Source organism: Mycobacterium sp. IDUB_3, from assembly GCF_055419585.1.
The window spans coordinates 227,711-251,416 of sequence record NZ_JBVAXZ010000001.1 but is presented as its reverse complement, the minus strand read 5'-3'; the positions used below and the strand labels follow the sequence as shown (position 1 = coordinate 251,416).

The window sequence follows — 23,706 nt, the reverse complement described above, 5'->3', positions numbered from 1 at the left end:
TCGATGTCTTCGGAAACCTCAGATCTCTCCTCCGGCGGCGATATGCCAGTGATGCCGGTCCCCCGCGCAGTTCAGTGTCCGCTTGAGCCGCCTGCGGCATTCACGACCTGGCGCCAGGAGCCGGGTCTGCGACGTGCGACATGGCAAGGCCAACCACACTGGGTGGTGAGTCGCTACCACGACATCCGGGAAGCGTTAGTCGATCAACGACTTTCGGCCGATACGATCGATTGGTCCCGCATGCCTGCGGGCCGCGAAAATACACCCGTCATGTTTGCGCGAACCGACGACCCCGAACATCATCGGCTCCGACGGATGATGACCAGTCAATTCACCTTCAGGCGCAGCGAATCGCGTCGGCAACAAATCCAACAGCTGGTCGATGAATGCCTGGATACGATGATTGCCACCGGGCCACCATCGGATCTGGTGCGCGAATTCGCGTTGCCCGTACCGTCTTTGGTGATCGCTTTGCTGCTGGGCGTCCCGGAGGAAGATCTCGATTTTTTTCAGCGCAACACCGCGATCACCTTGGACTCAAGTGTGAGCGACGAGCAGCGTTCGCAGGCATTTGCGGCAATGTACCTTTACATTCACGAGTTGACACAGCGAAAGCAACGCGAGCCCGGCGACGACCTGATCAGCCGCCTGGTCACCGATTACGTAATGACCGGCCAACTCGATCGAGACACCACAGCCATGACGGGCGTGATCATGATGCAGGCGGGTCACGAAACCACGGCGAATATGATCGCGTTGGGTACCCTTGCGCTGCTGGATCGGCCAGAGGTGTTTCATCGACTGGGCCAAACCGACGATCACTCTTTGGTTGCCAACATCGTTGAAGAGCTGATGCGGTATCTCACCATCGTGCAGAGTCAAGTCGACCGGGTGGCTACCCAAGACCTCGTAATCGGTGGCCAACTCGTGCGTGCGGGAGAAAGGCTGTTGATGAACCTGCCGGCCGGCAACTGGGATGATACTTTCGCCAGCGATCCCGATCAGTTCGATGTCGAGCGAAAGACGCGGGGACACCTCGGTTTTGGCTACGGAGTTCATCAATGCATCGGGCAGAACCTTGCGCGAGTCGAAATGCAGGTAGCGTTTGCGTCACTGGCAAGGCGCCTGCCCAGCTTGCAATTAGCCGTACCGTCAGCCGATCTCACGTTCAAAGCCGAGTCCGGCATCTACGGTATGAATGAGCTGCCCGTCACGTGGTAAAACGCGTTCGGGAGCTCATCCGTGCTGGAGTTCGGGTAGCAGCCGGTCCAGGCGGCGTGGGATCCACCAGTTCCAGTTCCCGGTGATTTTCAATGAAGGCAGGCACAAGGGTGACGCGGATGAGTGTGGCGTCAAACAGCACCGCAACAGCGAGTCCGAATCCGATCTGTTTCATCTCCGGGATTCTGTCCAGGCAGAAAGATCTGAAAATTGCCACCATGATCGCGGCCACCCACAGGATCAGTGTGCAGGCCACAAGAACCGGCACCGGGCGTCTCATCACCGCACGCGCCCAACGTTCCCATCGACTACCGTTGTCTGCCAATCGTTTGGAGCTGGGTGAAGCCTCCTCCCTCTGTCCAGCCGGTCGCCCAGGACGACCAGCAACAATGCCGGCAAGAGGGTCAGTGCGCCGGTGACCAGGACGAGGATGACGAGGATGACTCCGATTGCGGAGTCAGCGTAAAACGGGCAGACCGGTGACTGCCATTGCGACCAGTGAGATGACGACGATCATGCCCGAAAGAGCGCCGTGCGACCCGCTGTCTCGAGTGTTCGCACGATGGCCTGCCGCGGGACCATGCCGGCGGACAGTTCCTCACGGTAGCGCCGCACGATCAGCAACGAGTAGTCGATCCCGATCGCAAGGCCCATCATCGCCACCAACGACTCGACGAATACGTTCCAGTCCATGAGGGACACCGAAGCGACAACAAGCCGAGAGTGACCCCCACAGCGCACATTCCGAGCACCATCGGCATCATCGCGGCCAGCACGGACCGCTGCGCGAGCGGCAGCACGATGAACGCCAATGGCAGACTGACCATCTCGGCGGTCATCATGTCCTGTCCGTCGACTTCGGTGAGGTCGCCCATCAGCGGACTGTTGCCGGCCATCGCGGCGTTGATTCCAGCGGGCATGTCTTTCGCCAAGTGCTCGTTGAGCGACGCCGACGCCTTCTGGCGTTCACCAACATCGCCCTTGAGCAAGACGGTTGCCGTAATGACGCTGCCATCGGCAGAAAGCGCGCCTCCCCCGGAAGCGCCCGCGGGGCAGGACATCCACGATGACCAATTGTCGCCTCACCACGCCGGTTTCCCACGCGAACGTATCGGCGCCTTCGGCACAGATCGCCCCCAACGGCAATCACAGGGTCACACGGTCGTTCCCGACGTGCAGACTGCGCACTCGTTGCTTGCAGACGCCACCGATGCGCCCAGCACTCACTGCTTGTTCGAAGCGCACCGGTCACTGATGGATCCGAGCGTCACGTGGGGACGTCCGTGCGGTTGGGCCATCATCCACGTCGAGGCAATACCCACCGAGTACGGGCCTTGCTGACCGTTTTGCTCGTAAAAGCCCTGCGGGTCATAGACTTTGGCTTCCGGGTAGGGCCAGGGGCACGCGACAGATGTCGCGATCCGTGTCCATTTGAACGAGGCGAACGCCAGCCCGTACACCAAATAGAACACATTGACGATGATGAGCATCACGATGAACGAGCCCAGCGCCGGTCGGCCCGTAAAGATGCGGGCACGTTGGGCCAGTTTCTCCGACACCGTGCGGCCGGTGTCGTCCCGATAGACCAGTATCCCGGCAGGAATCATCACCAGCGTCACCAATGAGGATTCCCACAACAAGGGGAATTGAACGGGAGTGCCCACAAAGATCGACCCGAAGGGAATCACCTGGGCGTACATGTAGAGCCCGGTGTGGATCATCGTGACCTCAAGAATCATGTCGATGATGAACCCGAAGATGAAGATCAGTACCCCCAGGCTCAGCAGGGGGTGGCGCCACACGAAGGTGTCAGTGCCCCGCCGGGCCTGAATTTTGCGCAGCGCCCAGACTCCCGGGAAGTACGGTCCGAACTGGAACATGACGTAGCCGAAGACGACGAACGGTTCGACGGTCGGCGCCAGCGAGACCCATGGCCAGGATTCGGGCCAGTGCCATAGCCGCGGGTCGTACACGGCGTAGGGCGCCCAGTTCATCAGCGGGTCCTGCCAGACGATGATCGTGGTCACCAGGCTCATCAGGATGTAGGGGTGCGGCCCGTAGCGTCGCCAGCCCCATACGCCTGCCACGATGAGGCCCACGACGGCGATGACGGTGAAGATCTGCAGGACGGGGATCCAGTGCTGGTAGCCGAGGAGCGGCTCCCAAGGCCGTGGCGTACCCGTGACCGCGGGGTTTGCGATCCGCGCATCAGGATAATTGCGCGCGTTCCACGCGACGGCCACCACCGCGGCGACACCGAGCGCGAGCCACACCCACTTCCAGATCCCGCTGGTCGACGAGCGGGTCGGCTCGATGTCGGGTCGGCTCGCCGGCTTGGAGGTTCGTTCAGTGGTCATTGTCTCTCCTCACCCATCACTGATCGTGTGAAATTTGCGCGGTCACCTGTTGGCGCCCTGGGCACAACGGTCACTTTCGGAGCCGCGCTGCGCGTTCGGGCGCCCGTGGGGCTGGCCGTTGCCCCAGGTCGACATGATCCCGACTGAATAGGGACCTTTCTGGCCGTTCTGCTCGTAAAACCCTTGGGGGTCAAAGACTTTAGCGTCGGGGTACGGCCACGGACAAGCGACCGAGGAGGCCAGCCGAGACCACTTCAGCGCGGTGAACGTCACTCCATAGACCAGGTAGGAGACGTTGATGATGACCAGCATCACCAGAAACGAGGCGAGCACCGGCCGCCCTGGGAGGACGCGGGCGCGCTGGGCCAGTTTTTCTGACACCGTGCGGCCGGTGTCGTCGCGATACACCAGGATGCCGGCGGGGATCATGACCAGCGTCACCAACGACGACTCCCACAGCAATGGGAACTGGTAGGCAGTGCCCACAAAGATGGAGCCGAACGGGATCACCTGGGAGTAGATGTAAAACCCGGTGCGCACGAGGAACACCTCTAACAGCATGTCGATGAGGAAGCCGCAGACGAAGATCAACGCGGCGAGGCTGATCAGCGGGTGACGCCACACGAAGGCGTCAGCCGGGCGCCGGGCCTGAAGTTTGCGCAGAATCCAGACGGCAGGAAAATACGGGCCAAACTGAAACAACGCATAACCGAGGACGACGAAGGGCTCGATGGTCGGAGATATCGAAACCAGCGGCCATGACTCGGGGAAATGCCACAGCCTGGGGTTGTACACCGCGTAGGGCGCCCAGTTCATGATGGGGTCTTGCCAGGCGATGAAGGTGGTCACCACACCCATCAAGACGTAGGGGTGCGGCCCATAGCCTCGCCATCCCCACAGGAATAGCGCAAAAAGGCCGGCGACCAACACGACCGCGAAGATCTGGAACAGCCCCAGCCAGTGGTCATAGCCCACCAGCGGCTCGACGGGGCGCGGCGCGCCGGAGACCTCCGGATTACCAACCCGCGCATCGGGATAGTCGCGCGCGTTCCACGCGACGGCGATGACCAACGCGACGCCGAGCGCCGCGAGCAACCAGGCTGCGATCCTGCCCCTTGGGGACCGTGCAGCGACGCGTTCCGGTGTCCGCGAAGGTGCTGTGGTTTGCTCGGTGGTCACCAACCGCCCTCCACAAACATTTGTTCCGGGCCGGGGCGATCGCCGACTACGTCTCGGGATCGCATCGATCCCGCCGGAGCCCCGCTGCGGCGGGGCTGGCGTGGAGGCGGATGGGGTGAACGCCTGTCGTACTCGGATGTCATCTAGCGGCTCACCAGCGCACGCGTCGCCGGCGCCCCCGGCGCCGCGTTGTCATGGGGTCGACCTGCGCCTCTGTCGAGTCAACGGACATTGCTCCCTACCTATTCTTTCTGGTGTCGTTAGGCACCAGACCATGATTCTGGAGTCAGACTGCACCACAACGGGTCCATTGGTCAAGCAGTTAGGGGCACGTCCCATCTGCCGGGCCCGTTGGCCACTTCAGCAGGCCCGGCGTCCACGCGGATGTGTTGGCCGGTGATGTAGCGGCTTTCGTCGCTGGCCAGGAACACGCCCAGGTTGGCGATGTCTTCGGGTTCGACGTAGGGAGTGGGCATGGCCCGGAAAAGGGTGAATAACGGTTCGGCGTCCTCGCGGGTGGCCTTCTTGCCCGCTTGGGTCAGATCCGGGCGGAACATGCTGTACATGCCATCGTTCTGCAGCAGGTGGGTGTTGCAGTTGGTCGGGTGGATGGCGTTGATCTGGATCATCCGCAGCGCCAGGTGCAAGCACATCTCCTCGACGTCCTCCATGACGACGCGCTTGCTCCAGGCGTAGCCCGCCCCACCGGGGCCCATGGTCGGGTTGTCGGTGGCGCCCCGGATCATGCCGGCGGTGGAACCGGTGACGATGATGGAGGCGCCGTCGCACAAGTGCGCGCGCTACTCGACTAGACCTTTGCACCAAGCCGCGATCATTAGTCGCCAACATGTGCAGGGAAATACCACTAGCGCGGAACAGATATTTGGTGCAATAGCCGAGAACGGTGCGGCGGGGTGACCTTTCGGAGGGGCGATCAATGCAGAGCAACAACGGGGGTACCGATTCGGGTTCGACCGTGCTGGTCGATTCGCGTCGCGTGGGTGTGTGGCGGTTTGGGTCACCTGGTGGGTGGCCCCTGGTGTGGAACCACGGCGGACTCAGTTGCGGTATGGACGCCACGGTGATGGACGAGGCGGCGCGTTCTTGTGGTGCCGAAATCATCGCAATTGACCGACCGGGCATTGGGCGCAGCGACCTGTGGAGCATGGCCTCGGTTGGCCAGTGGGGGCACACCGTGGCTCAGGTTGCTGACCTGCTGCTTCTAGATGACTTCGCCGTCGCCGGCTGGTCGGGCGGAGGCCCCTTCGCGTTGGCGTGCGCTGCGGCGATGCCCGGGCGAGTACGCGTGGTCGCCACCATCGACGGGATGGCTCCCCTGGAGCGACTCAGAAACGTCTTCGAGATCGGGTTCTTGCCCGATGAGTTGCTCATCCCGGCCGCCCGATGGGCGCCGTGGGCCGCTGCGGCGCTGCTGCAACTGATACGCCGTGTACCGCCACGCGTGCTCGGGTGGGTCCTCCCGCACCTAGCAGGCAGCCGGGATGGCGCAGCACTCAACCCGCCGCCCCTATCCCTGCTGGCGACGCATCGCGAAGTGATGAGCGGCGGCGTACAGGGAATGGTCGAAGAGTACCGTCACTACTTCGGCTCATGGGGTTTCGACCTCCCCGAGATCCAGCAGCCGGTCACCATCTGGCAAGGGGAAGAGGACACCTTGGTGCCGATGAAACATGCACGTCGTTTGGCTAGCCTGTTGCCCAACAGCACGCTGAGGGCGGTTCCCGCGACCGGTCACCTGCTCCCCGTTGTCATGGCCAAAGAGATTCTCGACGACTCGGGCCAAGGCCGCGCAACTAGCCAATAACTTCAAACTGACCCACTACCCACAGGTAGCGGGCATGGTGACCGCGACGGCGTTCATCGCGCCGACCAGGTCGACGTCGGAGGCGTCGACGAAATGCATGGGTCGGGGTTGCCCATCGCCATCGGCAGGATGCCGGCATTGGCGACGACGACGTCAATCCTGCCGAGATCGGCCAGAGCGGCCTCGACGGTGTCGCGTAGTTCGTGGCGTTCACGCACGTCGGCGATCCGCGCGACCACGCGCCGCCCAAGTTCTTTCACCGATCGTTCGGTGTCAGAGAGGTCGTCGGGTGTCGCCAACGGGTAGGGGTTGCTCGGGACGTCCCGGCAGATATCGAGGGCAACGATGTCGGCGCCCGCTTTGGCTATGGCGACGGCGTGCGCGCGCCCTTGGCCGCGGGCAGCTCCCCTGATGACGGCGACCTGCCGTCGAGACGTCCGGACAAAGGATCTTCCTCCACTTCGGTTGCTTATCAACGTGATACGGCTAACCTGCAGGCCGGTCCATCAACCAAGAGCAGGAAGCGGTGACTGGGCGTCTGGCTGCGGTCCCTTGACCAACCCAACTGATCTGGTGCAATCTAGCACCAGATCTTATTCTGGAGTCAGACTGCACCACAATAGGTCGGGACGGAGAGGACGAGCGATGTCGCTAAGCTGCCCGCGTGTCTCGACCGGCCGGTTAGAGGTGTCTGCTGAGCTGGTGGCCATCTCATGTCTCGTCGGTAGCTCCTCGATGAGCTTGGGTCCGACCGGGTCGAGCAGCTGTCGGGTTCGCGTTGCGCCCAGGGAACATTGCCGCCCTGCCGCACCCGCCGACGCTCTTGGGGATTCGCCGTCATGACAGGCCTGCTCCGATTCGCCACCCGATGCTTGCCTTGGCAATTCATCGGCACCACGCGTAGTCGCACGCCGCGAGAGCACGGTCGATTCGGCGCCGGCCACAACAACGTCGGACGGAGGTCAGCCGCACCCGGCGCCGCCAACAGACCTCCAGACATTATCGAGTGTCAGTCATGGTGACCCGCGCCCGCGTCATGCGATCGGCTCAGCCCCGTCGGGCCGAACCGATGTCACCACCGCATAGTGGTCCCTGCTTGCCGGCGGACACTTGTTGGGCCCGCCAGTGCACGGCACGTGCCAGGATCCTGCAGGCGGCCGAATCGGTGATCGCCTCGGCAGGCCCGCGCGCCTCGTTGGCTGACATCGCCGCAGCCGCCGGCATATTGGGGGGCAGCCTGTATCACCACTTCAGCAGCAAAGAAGAGTTGCTTTTCGAACTGGTCCAGGGTTTTCGCGCCGACATCGACGGCGTCGCAAAGGCGGCGCTCGATGACACCGACCACCGCCAGGCCAGCCCATTCCCCGCCGGGTTCTATGACTTCGGCTCAGCCATCGCGCGCTGTGCGGCGCGCCACCCGGCCGCATTGCAGATGTCATTCTTCGAGGCTGCCAGCGCCAACCCGTCACTGAGCCTGCTTCTGTCCGCGAGACCCACGACGCTGCAATACACGATGACCCAGATACTGGCGGCCGGCGCGGCCAACGGTCTGCTTCGATCAGGTGTCGCCATATCGGCGCTGGCCGATCGTATCTGCCAAAGCCTGATGCACGTCGGGCTCGACGTCATCCGCCACACCGCCGCCGCCGAGGATGTCGCCGCCCTGTTGTGCCGAATCATGACGACAGGGCTGAGCAGCCGGCCGCCTACAGATGACGAACTGGACTCCTCGGCCGCCTTCGCCGCCGCCGAAAAGGCCATCGGCTCGTGGGGTGAGGACAGCCATGTCGAGGTCACCGGCAAGTCCGCCTACATCCACGCCGTGGCGCGAGAACAATTCGGTCGCCGCGGATATGAGGCCACCACGATGCGCGACATCATCGAGGCCACCGCATTGGGTCCTGCCCGCGTGTACTCGGTGGTCGGCTCCAAAGACAGGTTGTTCAGAGCGATCATCGAGGCGTTCGGACGCAAGGCCGGCGGAGGTTTCGCCGAAGTCCTGGCCAGCGACGCCACCGCGGTCGAGAAGCTCGATGCGCTCAGTTGGGTCAACATCAACGCGATCGACCGCTTCCCCCACGAGTGGAAGATTCAGCTCGCGTGGCTGCGCCAGCACCCGCCGAACACACCAGAACCAGGCCTGGCCTTCGCCCAGCGACTGGCCGAACTGGAAAGCCTGCTGCGCGAGGGCATCCGGTCACACGACCTGCAGGCGCACACATCATCGCTAGAGATGCTGGCGCGCTGCGTCATGGGCGTCTTGTGGATACCCGAAAACCTCGTCCACCGCCTGGGTAGACGGGCGGCGCTGCGCCTGGCCCGCGACACCGTGATCCGTGGCATCGCCGACCGCAGCCTGACTCCGACGCGCGGCCCGGCACGGACATAGGACCAGATGACACCCGATCGCCCCGCCACACCCTTGCCACAGCTAGAGATGCTGGCCTCAGCGCTGTCAGGGCAACCGGTTGCCGTCGCCGCGACAGAGCCCGGGCAGCCGTGCTGGACCAACAGGCGCACGATTTTCGTCGACCCAAACAGCCCGCCCACAGCTCGACTCACCGCGATCACCGTTCAAGCCTGTCTGATCGCGGCCGACAGCCTCCAACCCGCGATCACCCGCACATTGAGCACACATCGCGCGGCGGTGCGCCGCTACCTGGCCATTGAAGGTCACCGCGCGCTGGCCGCCAACCAGATGTGGCTGCCCCCGGCAGTGCGCACGCTCATCGACGGCGACCTCGCCTCGCGCACTCACTCGCCGGCCGCCTCACTCGACATCGCGTTAAGTCGCCAACCCATACCCGACCCGCCCGCCGATTTCGGCGTCCTACGTCCCCGCAAGGTCGTCGTCGACAAACGCGCCGACCACGGGCCCGGGCCGGCCGGCGAGCACACCCCACGACGACAACAGGACAAAGAACTCCAGGAACTGGCCGACGACGACATCGCCGACGACCAGGACATGCAAGACCCGTTCACCAGCCCGGTCGGCGGTGGCGGCGTGCTGGGCAAACTGCTGGCACGCATGCTCAGCGTGGTGCGCCAGCTGTCCGGAGGCGGCCAACCAGGCGCTGACACACCGACGCATCGCACCCGGGCCGGCGCGACGGGCAGCACTGCAGTGGTTTCCAACGCACGATCGGCAACCGAGACTGACGATCCCTTCGCCCCGCGCGGCGCGACATATCCCGAATGGAACATGCGCGAGCGCCGCTACCGCCCGCAGTGGTGCACGGTGCACGAGATCGAGCCCCCGAATACCGGTGCGGCCGCGCACATCGCACGCGATATCGGGCTGCGTAAGCCGCTGGCACGCCTCGGGGTCGGGCTGCAACGGTCGCGCCGCCAGGCCCAAGGCGACGACATCGACATCGACGCGGCGGTGGAAGCCCAAGTGGAAACACGGGCCGACGCGCCCTCGGCCGAGGAGATCTACCTCGATACCCTGCGGCGCCGACGCGATCTGGGGGTGTTGGTTTTGCTCGACGTCTCTGGATCCACTGCCGAACCGGGAACGCACGGTCAGACCGTACATCAACAGCAGCGCACCACCGCAGCAGCGCTCACCGTGGCGCTGCACGACCTCGGTGACCGAGTCGCGTTGTATGCGTTCGCCTCTCAAGGTCGATCCATGGTTGAGGTGACACCGGTGAAACGCTTCGACGATCACCTCGACACCCGCACCGTGCAACGGCTGCAGGCCATCACTCCCGGCGCCTTCTCACGACTGGGCGCCGCGATCCGTCACGGCGCAGCGGTGGTAGAAAAACACGCCGGCACGCCGCGCCGACTGCTCGTGGTGATCTCTGACGGCCTGGCCTACGACCACGGATACGAACGCGACTACGGTGCCGCCGACGCGCGCCGCGCGCTGGCCGAGGCTCGCCGCCGCGGCACTGGCTGTCTGTGTCTGACCATCGGCGCCAGCACCGACGTCGCGGCGCTGCGCCACGTCTTCGGCAGCACCGCCCACGCCACCGTTGCACGCCCCGAGGATCTCAAAGGTGTTGTCGGACCCCTTTTTCGGTCCGCGCTTCGCTCGGCAGAAGCGCGCCGCCGCCTGATTAATGCCACCCGCCCGGTTCAGCACGTCACCTCAACAGAACGGACACGAAGCGCATGACGCGATCCACCGACCCCCGCCACCTGACCGACGTCTCCGCCCGACCCGACCACGACGACGACGGCGGGCGGCTGCACGTTGCCAGCACCGAGGGCGCAGTGGCCCCATCGGGCACCGCCGGCACCGCCGGCAACGGTGAATCGACCCGCGCCGACGTCGGCGACAGTGCAGCCCGTCCCTACTATGTCGCCGTCGGTGATGAAGAAGATGTGTTCAAAGCCGCCTACCTGCAAGGCCTTTCGATTCTGCTCAAAGGTCCGACCGGATGCGGCAAGACCCGCTTCGTCGAGGCCATGGCCCACGACCTGGGTCGGCCACTGATCACCGTCGCCTGCCACGACGACCTCACCACCGCCGACCTCGTCGGACGATTCCTCCTCGTCGGCGGAGACACTCAATGGGTCGACGGGCCGCTAACCCGCGCGGTGCGCGAAGGAGCCATCTGCTACCTCGACGAAGTCGTCGAGGCCCGCCAAGACACCACCGTCGTGCTGCACCCATTAGCCGATCACCGCCGCCAGCTCCCCGTCGAACGGCTCGGCGTCACCCTGGCGGCGGCACCCGGGTTCGGCCTGGTGGTCTCCTACAATCCGGGCTACCAAAGCGTCCTCAAAGATCTCAAAGACTCCACGCGGCAACGCATGGTCGCCTTAGAGTTCGACTTCCCCAACGCCGACATCGAAGAAAAGATCGTCGCGACCGAAGCAGGAATCAGCACCGACCACGCCGCACAGCTTGTCCGGTTCGGTCAAGCGATCCGGCGCCTGGAAACCGGGGGGTTGCGCGAAGTGGCATCCACGCGGGTGCTCATCGCAGCGGGCCGCCTGATCGCCCAAGGCCTGCCCGCACCCAAAGCGGCACGCGCCGCGATCGCCGGACCCCTCAGCGACGATCCCGCCATCACCAACGGACTCATCCAGATGATCGAGGTCTACCTCAACGAGGACGCCTAGCGCGGCCCGACGGCGCATAACGCGATGCAGCAGGCAGATAGCGAATACCGGTTGTGGCTTCCCACGACATCCGAGAATTCCGGCGTAATCACTGCGGACGCTCTGCGGACGGCGGCGACGCTCGAACCTGTTGTTACGGCCAGAAATATGCTCTGACGTGTAGTGGCATGTACAGGATTCGAGCCTGTGAAGCTTTCGCGACGGATTTACAGTCCGCTAGATCCGAAAACTGTGCCGCCCTTCAACCCGGCGCCTAACGCGGCTCCCTAATCCAAATTTCGACATGCAACGGTGATGATCAGGCGCTGGAGTACTTCCCATCGTGACAAAGCCGGGCAGAGCGCGCAGTCATGTTATCCCGGTCGGATGGTCCAGCGGCGATATAGCGTTGCACCTAGTGGAGAGGGGCTTCGATTGGTTGACCGGGTTCACCCCCCGTCCGACGACACCTATGGCTGGGCAGAGCCTCACCTCTGGAAGGATTGAGTCGACCTGGCCGAACAGGTGTCACTGGACCAGCTTGAAAAGACAATCGCCAGGTTCGAGAACGACCTTTCGCGCATCGAGTACGGGACCACGGGGGCGTTCTACGAGTGGTCTGACGAACAAATACTGGCCTACCTGCGCCAGGTGTTCGCGCGCCGGTTGGCGTCGCGCAGTTAACGTGTTACCCGACGCCGGGAGCTCGATGAAGTGGGTAGAGCAGACCGGCAGACGCTCCTCTGCTTTTGCCTTCGCTCGCATGTGTCTGGCCGGCGCTCTTTACCGCACCACCCGAGTTTGTCATTTGGCTGGCCACGTCGAGGTGGGCACTATCGGTACGGACCGGCTCAACAAGAGTGTGGCTCGGCCTCGCGTGCTGCTGCTCCGTGGGAGGCGTTGCCCACTGAACTGGCCACCTGGACACTAGCCGCACGCTTGGGCGACGCGCCATACGCAATAGCAGCAGCGGCAGAAAAGTTGTCCATCGTCAGATAGGGAGGTTGAGATGGTCGATACGAATGCGCGGGAGAGCATCCTCGCATCACTTGGTTCCTGGCAACGCAGTGCGGTCGCGAGCAGAGTCGCCGAAGCAGGACAGCTGCGTGGTGAGTTCGTCGATCATTTTCCCATCGCGGATTGGCCGAACCTGCCGCTCACCGAATACGCACTCGGGCTGGGAACGCACAACACCGTTTCCTACTGGCTGGAATACCGAACCAACGTCATCGGAAGCATCAGGGGCGGATCGGCTGCCAAGCATCTGATCTTCCGCCGCAAAGATGGCTCTTGGCGGATCCCCAAGGAATACGACTCGATCGACGCAGCGTGGTCGGCAATCCGTGGCGGATTTGTCGAGATGCTGCAACTCGCCTCGGACGGCGAATTCGACGATGCCGACGATGTCAAAGCGCTGCTATCAGCATCCACGGTGCGAACGAAGTTGCTGTACCTGTACTTTCCAGCAGAGTTGTTACCCATTTCCTCGAAGTCAGACATCGACCATTACCTTGCCGCGCTGGGTCAACCGGCAGCGCCCTCACCGATTCGCGGGAATTAGATTGCGCCTTCGATGAATACGACGGCGACATTCCCGAGAACCAGCTGTTGGGCGCCGCACTTTCCGTGGCCTGGAATCGGGTTCGCAACAGCAAGCTGAGAACAGAGACCAGAGCGATGTCCGGTGTGCTCAGCGAAATTTGTGAACCCAGGTCCCTCGACGCTGGATCGTACAGCCGCTGGATTCACTACGACCGAAGGAACTCCCGTTACCGGCCCGCGCACGAATTGGCCTTAGTGATCCTGAGGGGGCTTGCGCTCAGCGACCTGCACAGCGCCGTCGACCGTGGAATCAACGCGTTCATGCTGAACATGAACTCAATCTTTGAACGATTCATTACTACGCTTGTTACCAACGCGCTCAGCGGAACTCAGTTGCATACTTCGGCCCAGGTCGCCCTCAAAGCCGTTGTTGTCAACGAGTCGACAAACCGCAACTACAGCACGATCCGACCAGACATGGTTATCACGGAGGCCGGATCGGGGCGGCGCGTACCGGTCGACATCAAGTACAAGCTGTACGACGTGAAGAAGTTCGCCACCGGCGACGTGTATCAACTCTTCACCTACGCGTATGCGCTGGGTGGCACGGCGGACCACAGACGATCCGGCGTGATCTACGCGGCGCACAAGCCCACTTCCGGTCCCGCCCTGCGCATCAAATCGATGACCGATGTCACTTCGGCGCAGATACGTGGTGCCGGATTGGACGTTGCCGCCGCACTAGATGAGCTTGCCATGGGATCGACCGAAGCCGTCTACATATTGGTGCGCAACATGATTCAGAACCTCACGGGACTGACTATCGCCTAAAGGTTAATCAACCTTACGAACCCGCGAGACGGAAGAAATCCGCACATTTGCAGCCTCCAACGTAGTTGTCCAAGGGTTTTAGAGGTGTTGCGCAGCAACTGACCCAACATATGCCGACGTATGGTTCTGAAGTAGACCCGCCAGTTGCCTGACTGCATTGGTGGTTTCCGCACCGTCAATGAGGCCGGCGACTGAACGGGCGACTTCGGTGCCGGGGTCTTCGAGGATACGGGTCAAGAGAGCAAGCGACCGGTCAACAGCAACGTCGTGCGTGAACCAGTAGGCAACGCAGTTCGCCGCCGTGGCGCGCACTTTCGGGTCGCCGTCAAATGCAAGGCATGCGAGAACGTCCAACTGCTCGGGTTGGCTCCTGCTGGCTACAACCAGTGCTGCTGCCGCCCTCTGATCAGCGGAACCGCTCAACAGCTCCCAGCGTTCTTGGTCGGAGATGGCGTTCGGCCGGGTTGAAGCCAATGCACCAGCGGCCATCCCGCGAACATCGCGATGGTCGGGAAATAGCACCGCCGGTCGACCGGTCATGAGGTCGTGGAGAACCGGTTCCAGTTGATCAGCGGCATCGTCGCGAACACGCGGTCCGATTCGACGAAGCGTTCGCAGCACGCGGTCAAGGTGTTCAGTGAAAGGTGACTCAGTGCGCAGGAGGTCGAGAATTGGTTGCCAGTCCGAATGTTCGGGATGTTGCGCATTGATGATCGCAAGCACGTCGGCGGGTTCGATAGACCGAAAGACACTTTGGTTTCGAAGTTGGGCGATCTGCTGGCGGATCTCTTCACGAAGCTTTGCGACCAACACCCTGACCGTTTCGGTCGGTAGGTCGCCGACGTCTCCGTATGCAGCCAGTGCAGATAGGTCTCCTTCGTTGATCTTGGATAGCAAATCGGTACGGGTCTCGGGCTTTGTGTCGGCGAGGACGCTAGTGATTTGCGCGGCGAGCTCGAAGTTGTCACCTTGGCGCGCACCCAGTTTGTTGAGATCGTCCGTCGTCCAGCATGACGCTGGAATACGCGACATGGCCATCATGTAACCGTGGGCCTCGGCCTGATCCGTTTGAGCGGGAAGACCTGTCAGATGGTCAATGACGGTACGGAGGCCAGCTTCAGAAAGCACAGGTATGAGCTCTGTAAGCATGCGGAGGACATAAATCGGAACGAGGAACGTCGGCTTCAGTCGCTGAGTAATGATCGGTGGATCTTCCAATACGCGAAGAGCCCACTCCGCTTGCCGATCTACGTCAGCTACGTCGAGTACATCGGCAGCCGCACTGATTAATTCGATGTCAGCAAGAAGACCGGTTCTGATTGAAATGTCGATGTCGATGCCGCTGGCGGCGTCTTTGACTGCAATCGCCGGTCCAACTCGCAGCACGTGTCGAACCGCAAGCTTGACACCGTCGTCATCGCCGGCAATGCGCATCGCGGTTAGGGCTGACACCACATGAGCTGTGCTGCGGTGCCCAGTGACCAGCACTCGCCTCGCCAATTGTGCATATGCACTTCGCCATGCAAAGTGGTCACCAGTCAATCCGGCAATCGACGAGGCGGCGCGCAGATGTAGCCAGGTCTGGTCCGACGCCCCGATCGTGACAGTGGTGTCTTGGGCCCACTCCCGGAAGTCCTCATTGGCCTGGTGCTGTAGACCCGCTGCGACCTCTTCGGTACGCCACCACGCCGCAAGTGTGTCTCGACCTGCAACAACATCTGCGATGCCGTGCGGCTTCGACCAACTGGTCGCGATAATCAGACCCGCCGATGAACCGACCAGCGCTCCGGCTGTTGGGTCGGTTCGCGCCATCGGCCGAAGGCTCTGAATCTCGATAGCGAGATATTGTGCAGCTTCAAGATCGCCAAGCTCGCTTAGGCACCGGGCCTTATGCATCAGCAGCCAGTTGTGGTCAACGGGCCCGCAGTCATCCGCCTCAATTAGCCGTGCCACAATTTCTAAGCCGTCGGCGGGCTGGCCTCGCTCCACCAGTACCGCTGCGGCTGTAGCCGCAGCAGCCGCCCGCTCGAACGGCTCGATGTCGTCGGCTTGAACTAGGGCCGTGACCGCACTGACATCACGGTTTTCCACGAAAACGTCGTACGCGGCGGCGTAGAAGCGCCACCACCAGTTATCGGAATCTCGGCACTCGTCGAGAGGAGGCGTTTTCGCGTCCTGCCAGGGGAAGGGGGACGGCTGCAATCCGCCCAGCCGCATCTCAATGATGAGGGCGATGGCCTCTTCCGGCTCGTACTGCTCTACCAACAAGTTTGGGTGTGGTGCGATAAGTCGCGGCGTCAACAACGCGTAACGAAGACGATCGCCTCGAAGAATGGCCCGTCGATTCCTGCTGCTGCCTTCCCAACCCGGGTGTCCGAGATCTCCCGTCGCAACCTCAAGCAATTGGTCGACGTGATCTTGATCCACTGTTGAATCACGTGGCACTAAGATTTTTGCATTTTTGCCCGTATCAACAACCTTGTCAGCGGTCACGCGCACCCAGTACGAGATCCCTGTGTCGGGATCGTGCAGTACCAGAATGTGCGGCACCCGGTGCTTCGCCCAGGATTCGAAGTGGTCCTTGGTGTCGGGATGCCACCAGCCAACGATCGCGCCTTGATCGTCCCGCTCGGGTGAAGCAAACCACGACGACCCGCTCTTCACCTGTGCGCCGACGAGCGCACCAAGGTCGAATAGTCGAGCATCCCGCGCTATTAGCCACAAGTCTGTTCCGCTGAAGTCCTGTTCTTGCGGATTCTCCGCAACCCCCCAGTTCAGCGCCATGAACTGACCGCCTACGGCTTGCTGGCCTTGAGAGCCCGTTAGGCCAGTTCGGGTTGCCCTCATCCAGCCCACCCCTATCGCCCTGCCAACCAAAGAATCTGTCGCCCGAGCGACCAACCTAGTGCGACGTTCGGCCCCGGATACTGAGTGACACGCGTCGGTCTTGTATGCGCCCCGCCTCGGGCCCAGCAACGCGCGGGCAAACGCATTCCGCGAGCAATCAAGGGCTGGTTTGGGTCAGATGTTTGGGTCACAACATCCAAATATGGGATTTCAGAAGCGAGAAATACCCTTTGACCTGTGTCGGGCTGACAGGATTTGAACCTGCGACCACTTGACCCCCAGTCAAGTGCGCTACCAAACTGCGCCACAGCCCGCGCGCCGATGCGTGCACCGGCAGCAGGTCGAAAGCCTACCGTAAACGCGCGACCGACCCGCCAAGCGACCTCCGGTCGCTACTCCGCGACCAGTAGGTGAATCGCAAACGCCCTAGCGCCGGTGCTAGCGGAATCGGGAAGCACCTATTGGTCCGGAGAGACCGCCGGCGTCCCGAGAAACCCTTACCAGCTCAGCGCCGCCTGGCCCCGCGCTTTTCGCGCACCCGCACGTTGATCCGGATCGGCGAGCCTTCGAACCCGAAGGTCTCGCGCAGCCGTCGCTCCAGGAAGCGCCGGTACCCGGCCTCTAAGAAACCGGTGGTGAACAGCACGAACGTCGGGGGCCGGGCGGTGGCCTGGGTGGCGAACAGGATGCGCGGCTGCTTGCCCCCACGCACCGGGGGCGGCGTGGCCGCCACCACCTCTTTGAGCCACGAGTTCAGCGGGCCGGTCGGGATCCGCGCATCCCACGACGCCAGCGCTGTCTCCATCGCGGGCACCAGCTTCTGCAGCGCCCGCCCGGTCTTGGCGGAGATGTTGACGCGCGGCGCCCACCGCAACTGCACCAGTTCGCGGTCGATCTCGCGCTCCAGCAGCTCGCGACGGTCTTCGTCGACCAGGTCCCACTTGTTGAAGGCCAGCACCAGCGCGCGGCCGGATTCGATGACCATCGACAACACCCGCTGGTCCTGTTCGGTCAGCGGATCCGACCCGTCGATCAGCACGATCACCACCTCGGCCGCGTCGATCGCAGAGCGGGTGCGCACCGAGGCGTAGAACTCGTGCCCGCTGGCCTGGCCGACCTTGCGCCGCAGACCCGCGGTGTCGACGAACCGCCACACCCTGTCACCCAGCTCGATCAACGAGTCCACCGGGTCCACCGTGGTCCCGGCGACGTCGTGCACCACCGAGCGCAGATCGCCGGCCAGCTTGTTCAGCAGCGAGCTCTTGCCGACGTTCGGCTTGCCGACCAGCGCCACCCGCCGCGGGCCGCCGGACGCGGGCGCCACCTCGGACACCTCGGGCAGCGCCGCCAGCACCGCGTCGAGCAGGTCGGCCACGCCGCGGCCATGCATCGCGCTGATCGCGTACGGCTCACCGAGCCCCAGCGACCACAGCATCGCGGCGTCCGCCTCTGCCCTGTCGCTGTCAACCTTGTTGGCCGCCAAGAAGACCGGCTTGCCCGACCGCAGCAGGATCCGGGCGGCGGCCTCGTCGGCCGTGGTGGCGCCGACGACGGCGTCGACCACCAGGATCACCGCGTCGGCGGTGCGCATGGCCACCGAGGCCTGGTCGGCCACCAGCTGCTGCAGCCCCTTGGCGTCGGGTTCCCATCCCCCGGTGTCCTGCACGACGAACCGGCGGCCGGTCCACAGCGCGTCATAGGAGACCCGGTCGCGGGTGACGCCCGGAATATCCTGCACCACCGCTTCCCGTCGGCCCAGGATCCGGTTCACCAGCGTCGACTTCCCGACGTTGGGCCGGCCGACCACCGCCACCACGGGCGCCGGGCCGGCCTCCTCCTGTTCGTCCAGGCCGGTTTCGACTGAATCCCAGTCGCTTTCGTCGCTCCACGTGCCGTCTTGACTCATCGCACCGCCCCGCTTCGCTGATTGACCAGGTCCCGCAGGTGCGAGATCACCTGGGCCTCGGTCATCCCGCTGGTGTCGACGACCACCGCGTCCGGGGCCGCGCGCAGCGGCGACACCGCCCGGGTGGAGTCCAGATGGTCGCGGCGGCGGACGTCGGCCAGCACCGCCTCGTAGTCGTCGGCCAGCCCGGCCGCCACGTTCTGTTCGTTGCGCCGCCGCGCCCGGGTCTCGGCCGACGCGGTCAGGAAGATCTTCACGGGCGCGCCGGGCAGCACGACGGTGCCGATGTCGCGGCCCTCGACGACGACACTGCCTGGGCCCTCGGCCATTTCGCGCTGCAGGCCGACGAGCCGGGTGCGCACCGCCGGAACCGAGGACACCGCCGACACCGAGCCGGTCACCCGGTCGCCGCGGATCTCCGTCGAGACATCCTCTCCGCAAAGGAAATAACGGTCGCCATCGGGGTGATAGTCGATCGTCATCTGCACCGTTTCCGCTGTGTGCGCGACGGCCTCGGCGTCGGCCGGGTCGATGTCGGCACGCAGCACGGCCAGCGTCACCATCCGGTACATCCCTCCGGTGTCCAGGTAGCGCGCGCCGAGCGCCTGCGCCAATCCCTTTGATACCGAGGACTTTCCGGTGCCCGCCGGGCCGTCGATGGCCACCACTACGTCGGTCACAGCCTGATGGTTCGCTGCGCTCCCGTCACCCGCTGCGCGCGTTCCGCTCGCTCCGCTCACAGGCCCACCGCTTTGTACAGCTGGCCGATCTCGTGATGAGCCAGCGCCCGGAAGGTGCCCGGCCGCTGCTTGCCCAGCGAGACCGGCCCGATGTCGGTGCGCACCAACGACTCCACTGGGAATCCGGCGGCCGCTAGCAGCCGGCGCACGATGCGATTGCGCCCCTCGTGCAGCGTCACCCGCACCAGCGTCTTGCCCGGAATGGCGTCCACCACCGCAAACTCGTCGAGTTTGGCCGGCCCGTCTTCCAATTCGATGCCGGCGCGCAGCTTCTTGCCGATCCCGCGCGGCACCGACCCGGTCACCGTCGCCAGGTACGTCTTGGGCACCTCGTGGGAGGGGTGCATCAGCCGGTGTGCGAGCTCGCCGTCGTTGGTCAGCAGGATCAGCCCTTCGGTGTCGGCGTCCAACCGCCCGACGTGAAACAGGTTCTTGTTGCCGCGAACCTTGCGCTCGACCAGATCGCCGATGCACGGCCGGCCGCGGTCGTCGGACATGGTGGAGTGCACGCCGCGCGGCTTGTTCAGGGCCAGATACACCTGCGAGTCGTCGAGTACCACCCGGGCGCCGTCGACGCGGATCACCGCGGAGTCCGGATCGACGCGGGTGCCCAGTTCGGTCACCACTTGGCCGTCCACCTCGACGCGGCCGTCGATGATCAACTTCTCGGCCGCCCGCCGCGACGCAATTCCGGCCTGGGACAACACTTTTTGCAGCCGGATCCCCTGAGCTTCGTCCATCAATCCTGGTCCACGTCGAACGTCAACGACTGGTCGGAGGATTGACCGCCGGACAATTTGATGAAACGTGGCTCGCTGTCCAGGGATTCGCTGAGGTCCTCGATCGTGTCGACGTCGGGCAGCAGCGGCGCGATGTCCGGAAGGTCGGCCAGCGAGGTCAGCCCCAGGCGCTCCAAGAACAGGTCGGTGGTCGCGAATGTCACCGCGCCGGTGTCCTCGTCGGCCCCCGCTTCGGTGATCAGGCCGCGCGCCAGCAGCGTGCGCATCACGGCGTCGACGTTGACTCCGCGCACCGCGCTCACCCGCGCGCGCGTCACGGGCTGGCGGTAGGCGACCACGGCCAGCGTCTCCAGCGCCGCCCGGGTCAGCTTGGACCGTGCGCCGTCCAGCAGCAGCTTCTCGACATAGGGCGCGAAGCGGGCGCGCGTGTACATCCGCCAGCCCTCGCTGTTTTGCCTCAGGTCGATGCCGCTGTCGCGTTCGGTGAGCTGCTCGGCCATCTCCTGCAACTTGGTGGCGATCCGGTACACCGGTTGCTGGGTGGCCGACGCCAGCGCCTCCGCGGTCACCGGGGTGTCCACCACCAGCAGCAGCGCCTCGAGCACGGAACCGAGTTCCTCGGATTCCATGGGCGCGACCTCGGCGATGTCGGGGATGCCCACGTCGAGATCCGTTTCCAGATCGACGTCCGGCATATCTTCACTCATGAGCGCCGCTCCTCCTCATCGCTTCGCTCTGCATCGTCGCGGCGCAAGTCACTTATTCGTCCCGCACTTCTACCAAGGCTTCACTGGCCGGACGCTCCCCGGTCCACGAGATTTGGAGCACGCCAAGCGGCTCTGACTGGTCGAATGCTACCGCCCGGGACCGATACAGTTCGAGCAGCGCCAGGAAGCGACCGACCACCTCCATCGACGCCTCACAGTCGGCGACCAGTTCGGAGAACGTCGCCCACGCCCCGCTGCCCCGCGCTTCCAGGATCGCCAGCAGCTTTTTGGCCTGCTCCGGAACGGAGATCTGGACCTGGTGCAGGTGCCCGACGGACACGGTCGGGACGGGTCGCGGGCTGAACGCGATCGCGGCGATCTGCGCGAACCGTTCGGCGTCGACGCCGATCATCACCTCGGGGAGCAGTTCGGTGAACCGATCCTCCAGCGACACCGAGCGCGGATAGCTGCGCAGCGCCGCGGCCTCGAGTTCGGCGAACATCTCGGCGACGTGCTTGAACGCGCGGTACTGCAGCAGCCGGGCGAACAGCAGGTCACGCACCTCCAGCAGCGCGAGGTCTTCGTCGTCGTCCACCTGTCCGGCCGGCAGCAGCCGCGCCGCCTTCAAATCCAGCAGGGTCGCGGCGACCACCAGGAACGCCGTGGTCTCCTCCAGCTCCAGCTGCGGACCGATTTCGCGGGTGTAGGCGATGAAGTCGTCGGTGACCTGGTGCAGCGCCACCTCGGTGACGTCGAGGCGATGGGCGAAGATCAACTGCAGCAGCAGGTCGAACGGGCCCTCGAAATTGGTCAGGCGGACCTGGAAGCCAGCTCCGTGGCCGTTCTGCTGTGGCGCCTCACCGGTTTCGGTCCCGTTCACGCGCCGAATCGGTCGATGAATTCGCGGGCCAGCGCGCGATAGGCGATGGCGCCGGTCGACCGCGGGGCCCACGTGGTGATGGGTTCGCCGGCGACGCTGGTCTCCGGGAATCGGACGGTCCGGGTGATCACGGTGTCGAAGACCAGGTCACCGAAGCGCTCAACCACCCGGGCCATCACCTCGCGCGAGTTGACCGTGCGGGGGTCGTACCGGGTGAGCAGGATCCCGCTGATCTCGAGCTTCGGGTTCAGCCGGTCGCGCACCTTGTCGACGGTGTCGGTCAGCAGCGCCAGCCCGCGCAGCGAGAAGTACTCGCACTCGGTCGGGATCACCACGCCGTCGGCGCAGGCCAGGCCGTTGACGGTGAGCAGCCCCAGCGACGGCTGGCAGTCGATCAGCACGTAGTCGTAGCGGTCCAGCACCGGGTGCAGCGCGCGGCCCAGCGTCTGCTCGCGGCCCACCTCGTTGACCAGCTGGATCTCGGCGGCCGACAGGTCGATGTTGCTGGGCACCAGATCCATGTGCTTGACCCTGGTCTGCAGCAGCACGTCGTCGATCGACACCCGCGGCTCGACCAGGACGTTGTGGATGGTCTTTTCCAGCTCGTAGTGCGGGACGCCCAGGCCGGCGGACAGCGCGCCCTGCGGGTCCATGTCCACCAGCAGCACGCGGCGGCCGTACTCGGCGAGCGCGGCGCCCAGGTTGATAGTGGACGTGGTCTTCCCGACGCCGCCCTTCTGGTTGCACATGGCGACGACTTTGGCCGGGCCGTGCGAGGTGCGCGGCTGTGGCTCCGGGATCGCCCGCGGCGGCCGCCCGGTCAGACCGAGCTCGACGCCGTTGTCCGGCTGCTCAGTCATGGCGGGGGTGTTCGGGAAGTGAACATCGTCGGAAAGTCTAACGGGTTCGTCGCACGAAACCCGGCGACCCGCAGGCAATTAACCAGCCAATATGGGGAAAAATCGGTGGTAGAACGCACATCCCGACAGCCTGTTCACTTCAGTCACAGCAGCACCAATTTCCGAGGGCAAATGCGGGTTCCGGAACGTGCCAGCACCGGCGCTGTCGGTTTCCGGAAACGGCCTATCGTGGCGGCTATGAATCTGAAGCGACGGATACCTCTACTGCGGTGGTCGGTCTGGCGCATGGCCGCCGGCGCTCAGAACATCACCACGACGGGCCAGATCGGTGACGGGCGCGAAGCGGCGGCCGTCGAGTACGTCCTGCAGAACGCGCGGGCCGGTGACATCGACGACGTGCTGGCCACCATCGACAAGTTCGCCTACGAGAAATCGCTGCTGATCAACGTCGGCGACGAGAAGGGGCTGCTGCTCGATGCTGCCGTGCGGCGCGCCGATCCCGCGCTCGCGCTCGAACTGGGCACCTACTGCGGCTACGGCGCCCTGCGCATCGCCAGGGCCGCCCCGACGGCCAAGGTGTTCTCGGTCGAACTCGCCGAGGCCAACGCCGCCAACGCCCGCCAGATCTGGGCGCACGCCGGCGTCGCCGACCGGGTGACATGCGTGGTTGGCACCATCGGCGACGGCGGTCGCACTCTGGATGCGCTGACCACCGAGCACGGCTTTGCAGAAGGCACACTCGATTTCGTGTTCCTCGACCACGACAAGGACGCCTACCTCGACGACCTGAACAGCATCCTGGAGCGCGGCTGGCTGCATCCCGGCTCGATCGTGGTCGCCGACAATGTCCGGGTACCGGGCGCGCCGAAGTACCGCCAGTACATGCACCGGCAGCAGGGCAAGCGGTTCAACACCGTCGAGCACAAGGCGCATTTGGAATACCAGACGATGCTGTCCGACCTGGTGCTGGAGTCCGACTACCTCGGCGGCTGAGCCGGCCGGGACGGCCGCGG

19 protein-coding genes, 1 tRNA gene and 3 pseudogenes are annotated in these 23,706 nt (G+C 64.2%); 9 read left to right on the top strand and 14 right to left on the bottom strand.

The genetic code is table 11. The features are described from left to right. Positions 1–3: 3 nt before the first annotated feature. Positions 4–1,221 (top strand): cytochrome P450, encoded by a 1,218-nt coding sequence (locus ACZYVJ_RS00965; protein ID WP_085181871.1) that lies wholly within the window; start codon positions 4–6, stop codon positions 1,219–1,221. Here ACZYVJ_RS00965 and ACZYVJ_RS00960 read toward each other — a convergent pair. From ACZYVJ_RS00960 to ACZYVJ_RS00940, 5 genes and pseudogenes are all read right to left on the bottom strand, one after another. After that, complete coding sequence (locus ACZYVJ_RS00960; protein ID WP_463829286.1) at positions 1,211–1,489, bottom strand: hypothetical protein; 279 nt, start codon at positions 1,487–1,489, stop codon at positions 1,211–1,213. The genes ACZYVJ_RS00965 and ACZYVJ_RS00960 overlap by 11 nt on opposite strands. Before the next feature lie 245 nt (positions 1,490–1,734). After that, positions 1,735–2,282, bottom strand: a pseudogene (locus ACZYVJ_RS00955) (MMPL family transporter). A gap of 162 nt (positions 2,283–2,444) precedes the next feature. After that, on the bottom strand, positions 2,445–3,578 hold the full coding sequence (locus tag ACZYVJ_RS00950) for a spirocyclase AveC family protein (protein ID WP_463829285.1): 1,134 nt from the start codon (positions 3,576–3,578) through the stop codon (positions 2,445–2,447). Between the two features lie 42 nt (positions 3,579–3,620). Beyond that, positions 3,621–4,757 (bottom strand): spirocyclase AveC family protein, encoded by a 1,137-nt coding sequence (locus ACZYVJ_RS00945; RefSeq protein WP_463829284.1) that lies wholly within the window; start codon positions 4,755–4,757, stop codon positions 3,621–3,623. Between the two features lie 322 nt (positions 4,758–5,079). After that, positions 5,080–5,551, bottom strand: a pseudogene (locus ACZYVJ_RS00940) (SDR family oxidoreductase); the annotation flags it as partial. A gap of 143 nt (positions 5,552–5,694) precedes the next feature. On the opposite strand from ACZYVJ_RS00940, the gene ACZYVJ_RS00935 reads away from it, so the two are divergent. Beyond that, entirely contained in the window at positions 5,695–6,582 is an 888-nt protein-coding gene (locus ACZYVJ_RS00935) for an alpha/beta fold hydrolase (protein ID WP_463829283.1), read from the top strand. A 30-nt stretch (positions 6,583–6,612) separates the two neighbouring features. Here ACZYVJ_RS00935 and ACZYVJ_RS00930 read toward each other — a convergent pair. Continuing rightward, positions 6,613–7,027 (bottom strand): annotated as a pseudogene (locus tag ACZYVJ_RS00930) (SDR family NAD(P)-dependent oxidoreductase); the annotation flags it as partial. A 624-nt stretch (positions 7,028–7,651) separates the two neighbouring features. Here ACZYVJ_RS00930 and ACZYVJ_RS00925 point away from each other — a divergent pair. The 6 genes from ACZYVJ_RS00925 to ACZYVJ_RS00900 all read left to right on the top strand — a co-directional run bounded on the left by ACZYVJ_RS00925 (position 7,652) and on the right by ACZYVJ_RS00900 (position 14,013). Next, entirely contained in the window at positions 7,652–8,971 is a 1,320-nt protein-coding gene (locus ACZYVJ_RS00925) for a TetR/AcrR family transcriptional regulator (protein ID WP_463829282.1), read from the top strand. A gap of 237 nt (positions 8,972–9,208) precedes the next feature. After that, a complete protein-coding gene (locus ACZYVJ_RS00920) occupies positions 9,209–10,708 on the top strand; it encodes a nitric oxide reductase activation protein NorD (protein ID WP_463829281.1) in 1,500 nt (499 codons plus the stop codon). Continuing rightward, a complete protein-coding gene (locus ACZYVJ_RS00915) occupies positions 10,705–11,661 on the top strand; it encodes an AAA family ATPase (protein WP_463829280.1) in 957 nt (318 codons plus the stop codon). Before ACZYVJ_RS00920 ends, ACZYVJ_RS00915 begins: the two co-directional genes overlap by 4 nt. 504 nt (positions 11,662–12,165) lie before the next feature. Further along, the gene (locus ACZYVJ_RS00910; protein ID WP_463829279.1) at positions 12,166–12,324 is read left to right on the top strand and encodes a hypothetical protein; all 159 of its coding nucleotides are present in this window, start codon (positions 12,166–12,168) and stop codon (positions 12,322–12,324) included. A 325-nt stretch (positions 12,325–12,649) separates the two neighbouring features. Then, positions 12,650–13,201, top strand: coding sequence for a hypothetical protein (locus tag ACZYVJ_RS00905; protein WP_463829278.1), 552 nt, complete (start codon positions 12,650–12,652; stop codon positions 13,199–13,201). A 47-nt stretch (positions 13,202–13,248) separates the two neighbouring features. Continuing rightward, a complete protein-coding gene (locus ACZYVJ_RS00900; protein ID WP_463829277.1) occupies positions 13,249–14,013 on the top strand; it encodes a 5-methylcytosine restriction system specificity protein McrC in 765 nt (254 codons plus the stop codon). A 78-nt stretch (positions 14,014–14,091) separates the two neighbouring features. Here ACZYVJ_RS00900 and ACZYVJ_RS00895 read toward each other — a convergent pair whose 3' ends face one another. From ACZYVJ_RS00895 to ACZYVJ_RS00860, 8 genes are all read right to left on the bottom strand, one after another. Further along, positions 14,092–16,860, bottom strand: a complete 2,769-nt coding sequence (locus ACZYVJ_RS00895; RefSeq protein WP_463829276.1) for a DUF4365 domain-containing protein — start codon at positions 16,858–16,860, stop codon at positions 14,092–14,094. A 240-nt stretch (positions 16,861–17,100) separates the two neighbouring features. Beyond that, a tRNA-Pro gene (locus tag ACZYVJ_RS00890) sits at positions 17,101–17,174 on the bottom strand. Positions 17,175–17,365: 191 nt separating this feature from the next. Next, complete coding sequence (der, locus tag ACZYVJ_RS00885) at positions 17,366–18,766, bottom strand: ribosome biogenesis GTPase Der (RefSeq protein ID WP_463829275.1); 1,401 nt, start codon at positions 18,764–18,766, stop codon at positions 17,366–17,368. Continuing rightward, positions 18,763–19,446, bottom strand: a complete 684-nt coding sequence (cmk, locus tag ACZYVJ_RS00880; RefSeq protein WP_463829274.1) for a (d)CMP kinase — start codon at positions 19,444–19,446, stop codon at positions 18,763–18,765. Before cmk ends, der begins: the two co-directional genes overlap by 4 nt. A gap of 56 nt (positions 19,447–19,502) precedes the next feature. Continuing rightward, complete coding sequence (locus ACZYVJ_RS00875) at positions 19,503–20,246, bottom strand: pseudouridine synthase (RefSeq protein ID WP_463829273.1); 744 nt, start codon at positions 20,244–20,246, stop codon at positions 19,503–19,505. Further along, positions 20,246–20,953 (bottom strand): SMC-Scp complex subunit ScpB, encoded by a 708-nt coding sequence (scpB, locus tag ACZYVJ_RS00870; RefSeq protein ID WP_463829272.1) that lies wholly within the window; start codon positions 20,951–20,953, stop codon positions 20,246–20,248. Before scpB ends, ACZYVJ_RS00875 begins: the two co-directional genes overlap by 1 nt. A gap of 52 nt (positions 20,954–21,005) precedes the next feature. Then, positions 21,006–21,833 (bottom strand): segregation/condensation protein A, encoded by an 828-nt coding sequence (locus tag ACZYVJ_RS00865; RefSeq protein ID WP_463829271.1) that lies wholly within the window; start codon positions 21,831–21,833, stop codon positions 21,006–21,008. Then, positions 21,830–22,693 (bottom strand): ParA family protein, encoded by an 864-nt coding sequence (locus tag ACZYVJ_RS00860; RefSeq protein WP_007775939.1) that lies wholly within the window; start codon positions 22,691–22,693, stop codon positions 21,830–21,832. The genes ACZYVJ_RS00865 and ACZYVJ_RS00860 overlap by 4 nt, the downstream gene beginning before the upstream one ends. A gap of 237 nt (positions 22,694–22,930) precedes the next feature. On the opposite strand from ACZYVJ_RS00860, the gene ACZYVJ_RS00855 reads away from it, so the two are divergent. Next, on the top strand, positions 22,931–23,686 hold the full coding sequence (locus tag ACZYVJ_RS00855; RefSeq protein WP_463829270.1) for an O-methyltransferase: 756 nt from the start codon (positions 22,931–22,933) through the stop codon (positions 23,684–23,686). Positions 23,687–23,706 lie beyond the last annotated feature (20 nt).